17 protein-coding genes and 1 riboswitch are annotated in these 14,919 nt (G+C 45.7%); of the genes, 2 read left to right on the top strand and 15 right to left on the bottom strand.

Going from position 1 to position 14,919, the window contains the following annotated elements:
- Nucleotides 1-19: 19 nt before the first annotated feature.
- On the bottom strand, nt 20-937 hold the full coding sequence (gene metA, locus MHI52_RS09315; RefSeq protein ID WP_036610071.1) for a homoserine O-succinyltransferase: 918 nt from the start codon (nt 935-937) through the stop codon (nt 20-22).
- Between the two features lie 236 nt (nt 938-1,173).
- Nucleotides 1,174-1,297, bottom strand: a riboswitch (SAM riboswitch).
- Between the two features lie 451 nt (nt 1,298-1,748).
- Between metA and corA the strand changes: the two genes are divergently transcribed.
- On the top strand, nt 1,749-2,684 hold the full coding sequence (gene corA / locus MHI52_RS09310; protein ID WP_036669804.1) for a magnesium/cobalt transporter CorA: 936 nt from the start codon (nt 1,749-1,751) through the stop codon (nt 2,682-2,684).
- 69 nt (nt 2,685-2,753) lie between these two features.
- On the opposite strand, the gene MHI52_RS09305 is transcribed toward corA, so the two are convergent.
- The 8 genes from MHI52_RS09305 to MHI52_RS09270 all read right to left on the bottom strand — a co-directional run bounded on the left by MHI52_RS09305 (nt 2,754) and on the right by MHI52_RS09270 (nt 10,068).
- The gene (locus tag MHI52_RS09305) at nt 2,754-3,755 is read right to left on the bottom strand and encodes an HRDC domain-containing protein (protein WP_405158913.1); all 1,002 of its coding nucleotides are present in this window, start codon (nt 3,753-3,755) and stop codon (nt 2,754-2,756) included.
- A gap of 176 nt (nt 3,756-3,931) precedes the next feature.
- Nucleotides 3,932-4,810: an ROK family protein gene (locus tag MHI52_RS09300; protein WP_127544410.1), complete on the bottom strand. Its 879-nt coding sequence runs from the start codon at nt 4,808-4,810 to the stop codon at nt 3,932-3,934.
- Between the two features lie 72 nt (nt 4,811-4,882).
- Nucleotides 4,883-5,569 (bottom strand): MOSC domain-containing protein, encoded by a 687-nt coding sequence (locus MHI52_RS09295; protein WP_405158912.1) that lies wholly within the window; start codon nt 5,567-5,569, stop codon nt 4,883-4,885.
- A gap of 30 nt (nt 5,570-5,599) precedes the next feature.
- Nucleotides 5,600-6,706, bottom strand: a complete 1,107-nt coding sequence (locus MHI52_RS09290; RefSeq protein ID WP_306068570.1) for a phosphodiester glycosidase family protein — start codon at nt 6,704-6,706, stop codon at nt 5,600-5,602.
- A 5-nt stretch (nt 6,707-6,711) separates the two neighbouring features.
- Nucleotides 6,712-7,605, bottom strand: a complete 894-nt coding sequence (locus tag MHI52_RS09285) for a 5'-3' exonuclease H3TH domain-containing protein (RefSeq protein ID WP_017689620.1) — start codon at nt 7,603-7,605, stop codon at nt 6,712-6,714.
- A gap of 139 nt (nt 7,606-7,744) precedes the next feature.
- Nucleotides 7,745-8,110 (bottom strand): arsenate reductase family protein, encoded by a 366-nt coding sequence (locus MHI52_RS09280; protein ID WP_047842267.1) that lies wholly within the window; start codon nt 8,108-8,110, stop codon nt 7,745-7,747.
- A gap of 402 nt (nt 8,111-8,512) precedes the next feature.
- On the bottom strand, nt 8,513-9,496 hold the full coding sequence (locus MHI52_RS09275; protein WP_405158911.1) for an RluA family pseudouridine synthase: 984 nt from the start codon (nt 9,494-9,496) through the stop codon (nt 8,513-8,515).
- On the bottom strand, nt 9,493-10,068 hold the full coding sequence (locus MHI52_RS09270; protein ID WP_036610088.1) for a cob(I)yrinic acid a,c-diamide adenosyltransferase: 576 nt from the start codon (nt 10,066-10,068) through the stop codon (nt 9,493-9,495). Before MHI52_RS09270 ends, MHI52_RS09275 begins: the two co-directional genes overlap by 4 nt.
- Before the next feature lie 148 nt (nt 10,069-10,216).
- On the opposite strand from MHI52_RS09270, the gene MHI52_RS09265 reads away from it, so the two are divergent.
- Entirely contained in the window at nt 10,217-10,828 is a 612-nt protein-coding gene (locus MHI52_RS09265; protein ID WP_405158910.1) for a DedA family protein, read from the top strand.
- 85 nt (nt 10,829-10,913) lie between these two features.
- Here MHI52_RS09265 and MHI52_RS09260 read toward each other — a convergent pair whose 3' ends face one another.
- The 6 genes from MHI52_RS09260 to MHI52_RS09235 form a co-directional block, all read right to left on the bottom strand.
- On the bottom strand, nt 10,914-11,456 hold the full coding sequence (locus tag MHI52_RS09260; protein ID WP_036610092.1) for a bifunctional adenosylcobinamide kinase/adenosylcobinamide-phosphate guanylyltransferase: 543 nt from the start codon (nt 11,454-11,456) through the stop codon (nt 10,914-10,916).
- A gap of 37 nt (nt 11,457-11,493) precedes the next feature.
- Nucleotides 11,494-12,045 (bottom strand): hypothetical protein, encoded by a 552-nt coding sequence (locus MHI52_RS09255; RefSeq protein ID WP_405158909.1) that lies wholly within the window; start codon nt 12,043-12,045, stop codon nt 11,494-11,496.
- Between the two features lie 178 nt (nt 12,046-12,223).
- On the bottom strand, nt 12,224-12,445 hold the full coding sequence (locus MHI52_RS09250) for an aspartyl-phosphate phosphatase Spo0E family protein (RefSeq protein ID WP_179198508.1): 222 nt from the start codon (nt 12,443-12,445) through the stop codon (nt 12,224-12,226).
- A gap of 188 nt (nt 12,446-12,633) precedes the next feature.
- Nucleotides 12,634-13,842: an aminotransferase class I/II-fold pyridoxal phosphate-dependent enzyme gene (locus tag MHI52_RS09245; RefSeq protein WP_047842264.1), complete on the bottom strand. Its 1,209-nt coding sequence runs from the start codon at nt 13,840-13,842 to the stop codon at nt 12,634-12,636.
- A 13-nt stretch (nt 13,843-13,855) separates the two neighbouring features.
- Nucleotides 13,856-14,356, bottom strand: a complete 501-nt coding sequence (locus MHI52_RS09240; protein WP_024628343.1) for an Lrp/AsnC family transcriptional regulator — start codon at nt 14,354-14,356, stop codon at nt 13,856-13,858.
- A 160-nt stretch (nt 14,357-14,516) separates the two neighbouring features.
- Nucleotides 14,517-14,912: a spore coat protein gene (locus tag MHI52_RS09235; RefSeq protein WP_047842263.1), complete on the bottom strand. Its 396-nt coding sequence runs from the start codon at nt 14,910-14,912 to the stop codon at nt 14,517-14,519.
- Nucleotides 14,913-14,919 lie beyond the last annotated feature (7 nt).

Raw genomic sequence — 14,919 nt, 5'->3', positions numbered from 1 at the left:
CATCCTCCTGTAATCTCGATTAGATTTGCGGGCCAATATCGTAAGGTGTTTCTTGATACACATAGTAATTGAGCCAGTTAGAGAATAATAAGTTGGCATGAGCGCGCCAAGTAGCTGGTGGCACACGGGAAGGGTCGTCATTCGGATAATAATGCCTAGGCAATGCGATATCCAACCCTTTGGCTGCATCCCGGTCATACTCCCACTTTAATGAGAACGGGTCATACTCGGCATGTCCTGTGGCAAAAATCTGTTTGCCGTCTTTGGTAGCAACCAGGAAGATCCCCGCTTCCTCGGATTCAGCCAAAATCTCTAAATTCTCATTCTTTTCAATATCTTCGCGTCTCACTTCCGTATGACGGGAATGTGGAACGTTGAATACTTCATCGAATCCACGCAACAATGGAACATGTGGTTTATTGATGGTATGTGGGAAAACGCCAAAACACTTTTCATCAAGTGCAACCTTGGGTACATCAAAATGATGGTATAAACCTGCCTGGGAAGCCCAACATATGTGGAGGGTTGAAGTCACATTGGTTTTGGTCCATTCGAAGATCTCCTGGATTTCATTCCAATAGTTCACGTCTTCGAAATCCATCTGTTCCACCGGGGCACCCGTAATGATCATTCCATCGAAACGACGGTGCTCAATCTCATCAAAGGTTTTATAGAACAGATCCAAATACTCTTGAGACGTATTCTTCGACGTATGGGATTTGGGATGTACAAGAACGACATCCACCTGAATAGGCGTGTTTCCCACCAGACGAAGCAATTGTGTTTCGGTCGTTTCCTTTGTGGGCATCAGGTTTAATATAGCGATACGGAGTGGACGAATATCCTGCTGATATGCAGAAGTTTCATCCATGACGAAGATATTCTCTCCTTCAAGTACTTCTTTTGCTGGTAGAGTATCGGGTATTTTGATTGGCATAGTAAGTCTAACTCCTCCTTGTGCATAGATAGATGCAGCCACCCTTGGCTTGATGTCTTCACATCAATACAGTTATAGACTGCCTTGAGCTTGTAAAAACATTGAATTGCTCTTTCATCCAACGTTACAAACAACCTCAAGTTCCTTAGCGAAAATCACTGCTGAGAAGTCGGGGCATATGACAAAGACCTTCCTCGGATTTCGAGAAAGGTCATATGTAAAATAGATATGCGCCTCTCTCATCTCTCAGTTACAACAGTGCCACCTGACACTTAGTCGCTGCAAGAATTAGCACCGTGCGGTATACCGCCGGTTGCCGGGTTTCATCGGGCCAGTCCCTCCACCTACTCTTGATAAGATTTCGCTGTATTAGATTGTAATTAAATATGGTTCACCGTCTACTTTATTACATTAATGCCCTCACGTCAAGTTGCAGTTCGATGTCTGCTTCCCAGATCGGAACCGTTCATCATCCGTTGTCATACACTGCCTCAGGGCGCGAAATAGACACATTTTTGCGCTTGAAAGCACCTTGTACCAGCGGTATACTAAACAAGGTGTTATAAACCCTTATGTGAGAGGTGACATATTAAATGGATGGCGACCCGAGGCCTGACTGGCAGCCGAATTCCGACAAACTGCATAAAGAATTAACATCAGCATGCCGGCAACGGGACGTGACTTCCGTTTGATTATATAGTGAACGCAGCCCTGATCTCCAGGCTCCGCTGCCGACCGGCTGATTTGTTCTTTTTGCGCCCATAATGATAATATCCGCCAAGTTGGCGGGTGCAGAAGGAGTAGATTAACGATGAAAATCCGGTTGGTAAACAACGGTGTATTTATTCCGGTGGACGACATTCAGCAGGCGCTGACTCCACCAGCGGAAGGATTTTACTGGATTGATGCAGACATAGACGATTTGGCGGTACTTCAGCCGCTGTTCTTGATGCATGATCTGGCTGTGGAAGACTGTCTTAGTGACGAAGAACAACGTCCGAAGATTGAAATTTATGAGAACCATTATTTTATTGTGATTAATAGCATCCGTTTTGATGATGAAGAGATATTTCTACGTGCGGTCAACTTATTCCTCGGCAGACATTTCATTATTAGTGTTACCAAGCACAAGGTCAGCGAATTGCGCACACTGAAACCCATCCTGTGGGAACAGGAAATCAGTACACCGGATCGTCTGCTGTATTTGCTGGTTGACTTGATTGTTGATAATTATTTCACCGTAGGTGACCGAATTGAAGCACGGATCGAGAAGCTTGAGGAAGACATTCTGATGCACACCAAAAAGTCACATCTGAATGAAATCATCGGGCTACGCAGTGAGATTCTGTGGCTGAAAAAAGTCCTTGGACCTCAGAAAGAGGTTATTAACACCTTGAATAAAAAAGATCTGCGTCTCATCGATGATCAACTGCAAAAGTATTTCAGTGACATCTATGAGAATGCTGTAAAAATATCTGAAACCTTTGAGACTTATCGCGACCTGATGGGCAACTTGCGAGAAGCCTACCAATCCAGTATTGCGAACCGGGCGAATGAAATCATGCGTGTATTTACCGCCATTACCACGGTCTTCATGCCGCTGACGGTCATTACCGGTATATACGGTATGAACTTTACGAATATGCCCGAGCTTAACTGGAAATACAGCTATTTTGTTGTGATTGGCCTAATGGTTACCCTGGGCCTGAGCATGTTCTTCATTTTCCGCAAGAAAGACTGGGTATGAACTCGTATGAAATAACAAAGACGAAGCGCTCCTCCGGAGAAACGCCTCGTCTTTTTTCATTCCTGATTATTAACCAACATTCTTCTCTGTCTCTGCGTGCCGACGGAAGCGGATTCGAATCATGCGCAGTCTTTCATAGACCTGCTCCAGACTTCCTCCATCGGGTTTCTCTCCTCCATACACCTTATGTAATACTGGCTTCAGGAACGTATCTCCAAGCTCCTCATACGCACTCCATACGGCCTCTTGTTCGTTTTCTGGCATCACTGCCAGCTCCACATCAAGAAGACAATCGGTGTCATAACCTTCATGATCCAGTGCCTCTAACAGCTCAACCAACTCACGTCGGGATAATCCGGATCGATTAACAATCTCCTCTAACGTATACCCTTCCTTCATGCCTTCAAGCACCTGCTTACGCGTGGTGAACTTATCAAGTTCCTGCTTATACTTCTGCTCTCTCTGCTTGTATAACCAACTCTCATACTCTTCTTCCTTCAGCGCCGTGTATACCCAGTCCAGCGGGAATGTCGTTGAACGCTCCAGTCCGGTTGTAATCTCCATCCATTCCGCACCATACTCAGTTGCTTTGCTCTCTCCTACGCCCGGCAGTTGCATCAGTTCATCCAGCGATTGCGGAACAAAGGCACTAATCAAACGCAGCAGACGATTGGTTGCAATAAAATACGGTGCCTTCCGGTCAGACACAGCTCTCTTCCTGCGCCATGTGCACAGATCCGTATATAATTGTTCATTGCCGTATAACTCACTGTAACAATGGAGCCGCTGTCCACCATAACTGCGTGACTTCAGATCATCATTCTCATGAAATAACCCCTGCAACTGCGGTCGGTACCCCTCACTCATCTGTATGGCAAGCTGATGACGGTAAATATGAAGCAGCTCCTCCCAAGAAGTCCCCTCATACCAGATGCTGTCCTCACGCTCTCCTTCCTCGTAGCGACTCCATCCCAGCTGCCAACTATCTTCCTCTTCCCCAATCCATAACTGTGCATACTCTGCATTCTGATCTGACATTCTGGACAATCTGTTCATGAAAATGACTTCCATTTTCGTTCCCTCCCTTTGAATATTCAGCTTATACGAGTTAGAGATACTACCTACAGGCAGCACAAAAAAACACCCCTCCTGCAAAATCCATGCAAGAGAGGTGCTTCCTCATTAACCGTACTATGCTGTTGCCCATATCATACCACAATGGTAAAATTCGTCAATCCCTTAATGACCTACTTATTCAATGCCAACTTGGCAAGCGCCAGCGAACCACACAGACCCGCATTGTCACCTAGTCCTGGTGAAACAACATACTGGTCAATGTCAGATTGAAGTGCCGGATGCTGAACGTATCCAGCCAGCAACTCCTGCAGTTTGCTACGAACCATCGAGAACAAGTGCTCCTGCTTCATTACTCCGCCACCCATGACGATTTTCTGCGGAGAGAGAATGAGTACATAATTCATCAGTGCATGTGCCAGGTAATGTGCTTCGATCTCCCAAGCTTTATGATCCGCAGGCAGCTCATAAGCCGGTTGCTCCCAACGTTTGTTAATGGCCGGTCCTGCTGCAAGGCCTTCGAGGCAGTCACCATGATACGGACAGAAACCCTCGTATGTATCCTCCGGATGTCTGCGTACAATGATATGTCCCATCTCTGGATGTGACAATCCATGGACCATTTTACCGCCAACCACAGCACCAGCACCAATACCTGTACCCACAGTGATATACAGACAGCTCTCAAGACCTTGTGCAGCGCCCCAGGTTGCCTCTCCAAGTGCCGCACCATTCACATCCGTATCAAATGTCATCGGTACATCAAAATGCTCCTTGAGCTTGCCAATCACGTTATACTGTCCCCAATGTGGTTTTGGTGTTGTTGTGATATAACCATATGTTGGGCTTCCTTCAATCGGATCAATCGGACCGAATGAACCTACACCCAGAGCTTCAATGCCTTTGCCTTCAAAAAATGAAATCACTTGAGCCATGGTCTCTTCCGGTGTTGTTGTTGGAAAACTTACGCGTTCCAGAACTTCTCCGTTTTCTGTGCCAATACCACATACAAATTTGGTTCCGCCTGCTTCAATTGCGCCTAAGATCGTCATGTTAGTCACACTCCCAAGTTAGTTTAAAAAGGAATTCGAATTGCTTTACTTGATGACACGATAATTACCCTGCTACTTGTTCTCCAGCTTGAACAATCGTTTCATTAACGTTTGCCTCCAGCTGTCTGACAGCGCAGGAATGGCCAGCAACGCCTGAATACCTTCGACATTTTCTTTCCCCTGATGCATGATTCGATTGGCTTCAAGAACCGTCATTGAGGCTGGATCGGTGCTGATCCGTCGAAATATCGATGAAGGCCCTACCTCACCTTCTTGCAGTACACGAAAGTAAAAGCCGGTATATCCACTCTCCTGAAAATAAACAGGCAGCTCCTTATAATCATACCTCGCACCCAGCTTGAAGCAAGGTTGTCTGGGCTGACTGACCTGCACTGTGGCTTCGCCCAACTCGTACACATCGCCAATCCGTACGTCTTCTTCGGCACAGCCTTCAACCGTCAGATTTTCTCCACAAGCTCCCCAATCCAGCTTGCGATCCATCAGTTGTTCCAGCGCCGGATAACGACTGTAATCGTATACACAAACGGCTTTGTCAGGGCCGCCATGATGCACCAGATCCGCCTGCGCGTCCCCTGTCATTCCAGTGAATGACAGGAAAACCGCGTCGGATACAGGATGTTTCACAATGCCGCTCAGCACTTCACGCTTCTGCCCAGGGAGCGGCTGCGGCAGGCCTACATTAATGGCCAGAACAGCTGCATTGCTCTCCCCTGGCTTTCGATCAGATGTGAGTGTCATTTGCGTCATACCTCCCATAATCACTTTCTTTTAACGCACAGAGCCGCCAAATACGAGTGTATTACTCAAGAGCCGACCTGGAGAAGTCAGCATTTTGCCCCCGGCATACATACCCGAGGAAGCACCGCCATCCAGATTCATGGCCTGTTTGGCACCAAGCTTCTGCATCACCGCTGCCCACTCCTTGATTGTTGCTCCGGAAACGGTAGCCAGCATAACAGAACCGTCTGCCATGATCGCAATACCACTTCTGGCTCCGGAAGCATTAAGAATCTTGGCATCCTTGAAACCTTCGCTCGTCGGATTGACAGCTACCTTACCGTCTTTTACCAGACGGGGTCCTGCCCCAACAGCAGTCACTACATCTTGCCAAGGGATCTCTTTGCCTGCTGCGTTCGTATACTTATAATTCATTTCTACGGTCGAACCAACGGTGAAACGGTCCGAAGAAGACTTCTGATTACCTGTGAAAACCAGTACCGAGCCATTCTTAGGGATCGCTACATTTGTATTGGGCACTTTTTTGGTCACGATACCTTTCTCCATGACAACCGCAGTGCCACCTTTGAATCCGACTGTGGCACCTCGTTCAGGCGTATACAGCATCGTAATGCTTGCGTTCGCTGAAGGTGTTCGATTAATAAAGGTTGCATACCAACTCCGTGATTTACCTTTTGTATCCGTTACTTTACCTGTCAAACTCACTTGAAGTGAATCCATGATCGCCGAGCCGTCTTCCTTAAATCCGATGGATGTTCCGTATCTTCCAATATGTATGACCTTACCATTTGCTATTAACATACCGTATGGATCTGGTGCTCCGTTATATGCTTCAAAAAATGCTCCGTTAATGGCTGCTTGCGCACCATAGGCTTTCACAATCGATGGCAATGTTGCCGTCTGGCCAACTTGCTTCTTCGCGAGTCCCACGGTAACCGGTGTTCCCTTTGGAATCGAAACGGTCTGTACGGTAAAATTACGTCCTGCTGCTTTTACTTTCTGTACTTTGGTGTTAATTGCTGCTTTGGCATCCACTGTCTGTGGTGCACTTACTGCTCCCGAAAGAATTACGGGCAAGGCCAGGACGAGGGCCATAGCCCCTGTCCACCACTTTTTGCCTGTTCGTACGTTATTCATGTTGCTCACCCTATTGCCACTCCCATCCAAGAGCCAAGGCTCTTCATCTCAAGTTGTTCAAACTTGTCCATCACCATATCCGGATCAAGACGCAATTCACAGATATCCAGCGCACAGGCAACCGGAACAGCACAATGAATCTCTGCCAGTTTGCGGGACAGATGAAGCATGTCCAGATCATTCTCAATCTTGTTACGCACCGAAGGGGTCAGTTTATCCATGTTGCTCAGAATCCCTTCAATGGAGCCGTATTCCTGTACAAGCTTCAACGCTGTTTTCTCACCAATTCCCCGTACTCCCGGATAATTGTCGCTGGCATCTCCCATCAGACCCTTCATGTCAATCACTTGACGAGGTGTCAGTTGTTTCTCAGCCATGAGCGTTTCAGGGTTGTACACCATGTAGTTGCCATGGCCTTTTTTCATAATAATGATACTTGTGCGGTCATTGATCAGTTGCAACATGTCGTGGTCACCCGTCAGTACCATAACATTCATATCGGTCTCTTCGGTATAATACTTCGCAAGCGTCCCGATGCAATCGTCGGCTTCGAATCCTTGTGCACCTATATTCGGAATACCCAGGCTATCCATGACTTCACGAATCAGAGCAAATTGGGGAATCAGGTCATCCGGAGCTTCGGCCCGGTTGCCTTTGTAGGCTGCATATTCTTCACCGCGGAACGTCTTACCGCCCATATCCCAACAACATACGACATGACTTGGCCCAAAAGTCTGAACCGCATCCCAGAAATAACGGATAAATCCGTAGACTGCGTTGGTAGGCAATCCTGCCTTTGTACGTCTGATATATCCGCTTGCAGATGTCGCATAAAAAGCACGGAACAACACCGCCATACCGTCTACCAGCAACAAAGTAGGTTCATTACGTTGATTCACTTGAATTTGTTCTCTCCTATCTAAATCTAGCATATAAAATATCGAAACTAATTCTATCATTATAGCATAGTTCCGCCAACCATCGTTCAGCCAAAAAAGCCCTGAATTTTGAACAATTCAAGGCTGATATTCAGCGCGTTTATGCGTTATTCCATTCCTGCTCGTATGTTTCTTCCTTGAATCCAACCGTCACCTTTTCTCCATCCGTAACGATCGGACGTTTGATCAGTCGACCATTGGAAGCCAGTAAACGAATCTGTTCATCAGCGGACATGCCTGGAAGCTTGTCCTTCAATTGTTGTTCTTTGTATACTTCCCCACTCGTATTAAAGAACTTTTTCACTTCCAGCCCGCTCTTTTGGATGAGTTCTGTTAGTTCAGATTCTGAAGGCGGTGAGTCAAAAATAGGGATTAACTCCAGCTCATGTCCTTGAGCTTCAAGCCATTTTACAGCTTTGCGGCATGTGCCGCATTTGGCATATTGATATATTTTTAAGTTACTCATGGTATGTGTTCCTCCTCTGCTCCGGTTTCGACTTCTCACTTCCCTTGGTTTGCTTCGCAAATCCAAAAGTCGCTCCAAATTGATACCATCGCCATGTAATTTTACTGACTTTTGCGAATGAGATAAAAAACTCACATTCGGCTATATTTTTTCGGATCAAAATCTTACAGCTTTTGTATCCTTAAAAGCTTTTGAGATTTGAATTCTTGAAATATTTAACATCAAATTGGTAAACATCAATACATTAACCATAGAACCATAAAGATTAGCCTACGGCATGTTGTTCGGGTGCATTAAGCATCCCTCACAAGGGTAAGACAAACAGCGTTGAACTCCAAACAGGACAGGCTGTGCAGGAAACTGCGATACGAGGTGCAAAACTAAGAGCCCCTTCGCAGCTTCCTACAGTTCTTCTCTGGGAGCTGCCTCATCATTCAAACGCTTCTCTAGCGCGGCCATATCTGCTGGAAAAGGAGCTTGGAACGTTATGCGTTCCTTTAGAATGGGATGTTCAAACGTCAATTCACAAGCGTGTAATGCCTGGCGTTCAATCCAGGTATCCCGTTCTTCTCGAACAGCCATGGTCTGCTCATCGATATCATGCACAGGTAGTGTCTTGTACATTCGATCACCTATCAACGGGCAGCCGATGGACGTCATATGTACCCTGATCTGATGGGTTCTGCCACTTTCCAGCTTGAGGCTTATCGCACTGGCGCTACCCCCTGACCAACGTGTTAAGGTTGTGTACAACGTTCTTGCAGCGTAACCATCAGGTGTTACGATTCGGCGGTGTGGCTCTTCAGGATCGCGATCGATCGGGCCATCTACTGCCCCTTGTTCCGGGACAGGGCTGCCGTGCACAAGTGCAATATATTTCTTGTCTACTGTTCCAGCGATCATCTGTTCAGAAACATGCTGATGCACATAAGGGTTCTTGGCTATTGCGAGCACACCTGACGTTTCCTGATCAAGTCGATGAATCGGTCTGAACCGGAAACGCTCGCCCTTGGTTTTCCAGTAATGAACAACACCATTTGCCAAAGTACCTGTGTAATGTCCATGTGTCGGATGAACGATGATGCCCGCATCCTTGTTGACAATAAGCAAGTGCTCATCTTCATACAGAACGGTAAATGGAATAGGCTCGGGCAAAATATCATCCGATTCCTCTTGCTCCATCCGAACTTCAACGACATCACCCGCAGCTACCTTGACGCTAATGTACACGCGCTCTCCATTAAGCATGACACCTTGCTCCGTCAGCTTAATTTTGGACAAAAGCTTACGCGACACCAGCAGCCGCCGCTGAAGCACGGTCTTCAGCAGCCAGCCATCTTCTTGTTCGGTCACCGTGTAGACAATCGGCGAATAATACTGGCTCATTCTTTGCGGCGGAAGACTTTTTTGCTCCGCACATATTCAATATCGGCCACCTGTTGTCTCGCGTTGGCCGTCCGTGCAACCACGAAGAAGTAATCAGACAGTCGGTTTAGATACCGTCGTACAGACGGATTAATATCTGTATGTTGTCCAAGTGTTACCGTGCGACGCTCTGCGCGACGACATACAGTACGGCACACATGAAGAGCAGAGGACAGCTGACTGCCACCTGGAATAATGAATCGTTCCACTTTTGGATTCTCTGCATCATACTGGTCGATCCATTGTTCCAGACGTGTGACCATTTCATCTCTCACCTTATATTTCGTCTCACTAATCTTCACAAAGGCCAGATCCGACCCGCAATCAAACAGTTCCTGCTGAACTTCCAGCAGGTGTTCACGCAGATCTTCAAATTCCCCTTGAGCCGAGTCAATAAGGCTGATCGCCTGGCCTACAAAACAGTTCAACTCATCAATCGTACCATAAGCCTCAACTCGGTCATCATCCTTGATGACGCGTCCACCGATGACCGAAGTCTGTCCTTCGTCACCTGTTCGTGTATATATGCCCATCGTTATCCCTCCAATTGGTAATATAATAATGAATACGGGAATGCCATTTTTTCAGAAACCCGTCTATCGCTTTACACGTATATAAGAATTGGTGTGCTCTGCCGAGTATACGACAAATCAAAGGAAACCAAAAGTAAAGGAGACGATTATGCAAAACTGGATAACCGATTTCATGGAACAATACGGCTACATAGGCATTGCACTCATTATTGCTCTTGAGAACGTATTTCCCCCGATTCCATCCGAAATCATCTTGCCGTTTGGCGGATTTATGACCACCTATACCAGTCTCACTCTTCCAGGAGTTATTATCGCCGCAACTATTGGTTCTGTCTTTGGTGCTGTGATCCTGTATGGTATTGGTTTACTCATTGACGTCGAACGCCTTGAGAAAATTGTGGAACGCTGGGGACATGTTCTGCGCATCAAAAAAGAGGATATTCACCGTGTCGATGCATGGTTTGACAAATATGGCATGTGGACCGTATTATTCTGCCGAATGGTTCCCCTCGTTCGTAGTCTTATCTCCATTCCCGCAGGCATGTCCAATATGAAATTTGGTTTATTCCTTCTCTTCACAACCATTGGTACATTGATCTGGAATGTTATTCTAGTCTGCGTTGGTGCTGCGCTTGGCGCATCATGGGAGAGCATTTTGCACTTTATGGATGTCTATTCCATTGTAGTGTATGTCATTCTGGCCATCATTCTCATCGGATGTATCATCTGGTGGGTCAGACGTAGCAAAAAGCGGAAATAAAAAGAATAGCTTAATAAATAAAGCCTCCTCGCCACCAATTCGTGGTTAAGGAGGCTTCTTTATATCACCCGTTTATGTCATCTCACTATCGTTCATCTTCATTTCGCATGCCCTGACTTTTAAGATCGATAGCCAGACCAGATACCAGCAAGTACATCTTTTCAGCATGTATCTGCAGCATCCGATTAACCGAAGCCATTCTCGCTGTAAATATTCGTTCTTCCTCGGTAGGATGCAATGTGCCATGCATTTCATTGGTAATCACAAGCAACTTCCCCTGATAAGACAATAATGCATCAAGCAAAAGCTGTGTCTCTGAACGCTGATGATCCAGATCCTTTGTTGCCCTGAAACCGGCAGCCATCCAGGAGGTCAGACTGTCTACAATTACAATTCGCTGATCCGCCAAAAACAGATTGGATTCCCGATTAATCTGGGTGATCACCTCTGTCAGATGCTGACCGTTCCCGGCATGAATGGCACGATAATGAGCGGATGGCAATTCGGGAATAACGGGATCATGATCACCGGTGGATAAATATACACCCTCCCGGCTAATCCCGGCTGCGTACTTGAGGGCAAACCGGGTTTTACCACTACCTATGCCGCCTGTGACCGTAATCAGCAATCCGCTTCCCTCCTTCCATAGCCATTCTGAATTTTCTTTACTCTGTCAGCGCCTTCAGCACTTTTTTGGATTCTTCGACATTGGAAGATGACACTGGAATGGTAGCGAACAAATTGCTCGCAGCATATTCTACATCTTTAAACATTTTCATATCTTCGAGTGGAATGCCGTAAAGATGTGATTCTTGCTTGAGATCTGAACCTCCATCTCCTTCACCCTTCTCTACCAATACTCCACCCTCAAATACACCCCGTTCAAACTTCTTGGGATCAAAAGTATCATCCAGCGGAACATTGGAACCATTACTTCCGTATTGTTTCATGTCGGATTCAGGCAATATGAAAATATCATGTCCTCCAGCCGCATATTCTACCATAATTTTCTGAACATCATACATCGCACTGGTGATCACTTCTACCTTGGGTTCCTCGCCCAGTTTCTGTTGCAGATTGGCCTGTAACTGCTTTGAGATTACAGATGGATTTCCTTGGTTATCAATGATGAATATGGAAAAACCATCTTTACCTCCACAACCAGCAAGCAGAAAAACGATAGAAATGATTGCAGTAAGCCCCCAAAATCTCTTCATTCCAGTTCCCCCTTTAGTCTCCTATGTCCAATATATCACAATTGTTCCACGCAAAAAAATAACCTGGCTTATCGGGGGATCACCCTGCCTTTACACACAAAAAAAGAAGACCTTCTCAGGTCTCCCTTTCTTTACTTTCTAATTCAATTAATGAAACGTTTCAATCCAGCATAAACGTTTATTTTGCTTTAATCGGGTTAGCCTTCATATATTCATTAATCTTTAAATCCAGCAAACTGCTGATTTCAATTACAATATCGGATGTGAATGATTTCTCTTCGAGGAAGATCTGTTCCATCTTGCGACGAAGCATATGAATTTCATCTTCCAAGGAAATGTCATGCAAAGATGCGTTATCGGGTTTCACCGACCATCGGTCGCCATGATCGCCTTCTGCCAGATAGTGCCCACGATTCGTCGGTAAATCATATTCAACACAAAACAAAGCTAACCCCTCCTTGGAAAAATGGTTTCCAAATTTATGAAAACTTATTTCAAATTGAAATTATATCACATTATTTTGTAAAAGAAAGTTATTTTTTTTCAATGATAAAAATGTCACATTTGTAAAAAGATTCTACTTTAGTATTAACCCTCTTTTTGCAGTTTGTAAACAAAGTTTCCGATTCGTTCCAAAGCTTCATTTAATTGGGTTACAGAAGTAGCGTAAGAACAACGCAAGAAGCCTTCACCCTGAGGGCCAAAAACATTGCCCGGAACAGCAGCCACTTTATTCTCCGTTAACAATCGCTCAGCAAACAGGTCTGAACTCATACCCGTCTTTTGAATGCTCGGGAATGCATAGAATGCTCCCTGAGGTTCATGACAATCAAGTCCAATATCTCTGAAGCCCTGCACAATTAAACGTCTACGCTGATTATACGATTCTACCATCCGATCTTTCTCACCCAAACCATTTGTCAACGCCTCAAGTGCAGCAACCTGACCCATGGCCGGCGCACACATTACCGTATACTGATGGATTTTGAGCATGGCTGCAATAAGCTCAGGATGACCACACATGTAACCGATCCGCCAACCTGTCATTGCAAAAGCCTTCGAAAATCCGCTTACGAGAATGGTCCGCTCCTTCATGTCAGGGATAGCTGCAAAACTAACATGTTTTTGCGTATACGTCAATTCAGCGTAAATTTCATCCGCGATCACAATCAGATCATGCTTTTTAATCACTTCAGCAATAGGCAGCCACTCTTCATACGTCATGATGGCTCCAGTCGGATTACTCGGATAACACAGAATAACCACTTTCGACTTCGGTGTGATGCCAGCTTCAAGTGCTTCGGCCGTTAACTTGAACTGATCTTTCGCATAGGTATCAACACCAACTGGTATACCGCCACCGATTGAAGCGATTGGTGAATACGCCACGTACGAAGGTTCAGGAATGAGAATCTCGTCACCAGGTACGATTAATGCTCGCAAAGCCAGGTCAATCGCTTCACTGCCACCCACCGTAACAATAATCTCATCCTTGGGATCGTATTTGGTATCAAACTGAGTATCCAGATATTCACTAATAGCTTCTCTTAACTTCGGCATACCTGCGTTGGATGTGTAACTGGTCATACCTCTTTCCAGCGAGTATACACAAGCTTCACGCATATGCCAAGGGGTAACAAAATCAGGTTCACCCACACCCAAAGTGATAATATCCTTGTTGTCTCCAACCAGATCAAAGAATTTACGAATTCCGGATGGAGGTATCTGCTGCACGAGGGGTGCCAGATAAGATGTCATTTTCTTGTTGTTCCCGGTTGTCTGTTCATTCACTATCATGACACATCTTCCTTTACGGCGAGATCATGAGACGGTTGTCTTCCTGATGGTCTTCAAAGATAATCCCGTCCTGCTTATATTTTTTAAGAATAAAATTCGTTTTGGTTGAAAGTACAGAGTCTATCGGAGACAGTTTCTCCGACACAAAATTAGCGACTTCACGCAGGTTGCCACCTTCCACTTCAACGAGCAGATCGTATGCACCGGACATGAGATATACGGACTTTACTTGCGGATAGAGATAAATACGTTCGGCAATCCCTTCAAAACCACGACCACGCTCCGGCGTGATCTGCACTTCAATCAGGGCCGTTACTTTTTCATCATCTATTTTGCTCCAGTTCACGACGGTTGCGTATTTCACGATGACGTGGTCTTGTTCTAGCTGTGCCACGGCGTTCTTGATCTTGTCTTCCGACTCCCCCAGCAGCGTCGACAGCAGTGCGGGAGTCCTTCTCGCGTCTTCCTTTAGCAGATCCAGAACTTTTAATTGCAGATCGTTCAAATCTTTCATGGTTTTCCCTCCAGCATCATCCAGGTTCCTGAAAATGAATTAATACTTATATTACATGAATTTGACGTTGATGCATAGACAAAAGACCGCCTGCCCTGAATTCAGGCAAGCGGTGGTATGGTCCTTTACCACTAGGTGCTTCAAACCTCTTTTGCAAAGGTTACATGTAATAAGGGTTACCGTAATTCGGTTGATGCTGCGGCACATTAGGAGCTTGGCTATATGAACTGTTCTGCGTATTCTTTTCCTGAATGAACTGCTGACACTTTTGTTGGGTCTGGTGGGCGGACTGAATTTGCTTGTCCACATCCTGACGAAGTGCCTTGGATGAGACAGAATACATGTTGTTTTGCTGCATCAGATTGAACAGTTCCCCTTGTAATCTTAGGGTATCGTTCGTCAGGTCTGTGAACATTCGACGTGTCATGGGGCAGGAAGCTTCCGTTGTCGCAGTCGTATATTCGCGTGAGGTTCGTCTTAAATCTGCAAGAATCGACTTCAGCAGATCCTGCTCCTGCATAAAATTTCCACCAGATGACAAAGATTGAGTGTACACGTATTTT

It is taken from the genome of Paenibacillus sp. FSL H8-0283, assembly GCF_045040675.1.
Taxonomy (GTDB): domain Bacteria; phylum Bacillota; class Bacilli; order Paenibacillales; family Paenibacillaceae; genus Paenibacillus; species Paenibacillus amylolyticus.
This window is presented reverse-complemented; position numbering and strand designations above follow the sequence as displayed.

What these genes read in the sequence shown, in the direction of transcription:
- metA (WP_036610071.1), bottom strand. Translation starts at nt 937, where the DNA reads ATGCCAATCAAAATACCCGATACTCTACCAGCAAAAGAAGTACTTGAA.
- corA (WP_036669804.1), top strand. Translation starts at nt 1,749, where the DNA reads ATGAAAATCCGGTTGGTAAACAACGGTGTATTTATTCCGGTGGACGAC.
- MHI52_RS09305 (WP_405158913.1), bottom strand. Translation starts at nt 3,755, where the DNA reads ATGGAAGTCATTTTCATGAACAGATTGTCCAGAATGTCAGATCAGAAT.
- MHI52_RS09300 (WP_127544410.1), bottom strand. Translation starts at nt 4,810, where the DNA reads ATGACGATCTTAGGCGCAATTGAAGCAGGCGGAACCAAATTTGTATGT.
- MHI52_RS09295 (WP_405158912.1), bottom strand. Translation starts at nt 5,569, where the DNA reads ATGACACTCACATCTGATCGAAAGCCAGGGGAGAGCAATGCAGCTGTT.
- MHI52_RS09290 (WP_306068570.1), bottom strand. Translation starts at nt 6,706, where the DNA reads ATGAATAACGTACGAACAGGCAAAAAGTGGTGGACAGGGGCTATGGCC.
- MHI52_RS09280 (WP_047842267.1), bottom strand. Translation starts at nt 8,110, where the DNA reads ATGAGTAACTTAAAAATATATCAATATGCCAAATGCGGCACATGCCGC.
- MHI52_RS09275 (WP_405158911.1), bottom strand. Translation starts at nt 9,496, where the DNA reads ATGAGCCAGTATTATTCGCCGATTGTCTACACGGTGACCGAACAAGAA.
- MHI52_RS09270 (WP_036610088.1), bottom strand. Translation starts at nt 10,068, where the DNA reads ATGGGCATATATACACGAACAGGTGACGAAGGACAGACTTCGGTCATC.
- MHI52_RS09265 (WP_405158910.1), top strand. Translation starts at nt 10,217, where the DNA reads ATGCAAAACTGGATAACCGATTTCATGGAACAATACGGCTACATAGGC.
- MHI52_RS09255 (WP_405158909.1), bottom strand. Translation starts at nt 12,045, where the DNA reads ATGAAGAGATTTTGGGGGCTTACTGCAATCATTTCTATCGTTTTTCTG.
- MHI52_RS09245 (WP_047842264.1), bottom strand. Translation starts at nt 13,842, where the DNA reads ATGATAGTGAATGAACAGACAACCGGGAACAACAAGAAAATGACATCT.
- MHI52_RS09240 (WP_024628343.1), bottom strand. Translation starts at nt 14,356, where the DNA reads ATGAAAGATTTGAACGATCTGCAATTAAAAGTTCTGGATCTGCTAAAG.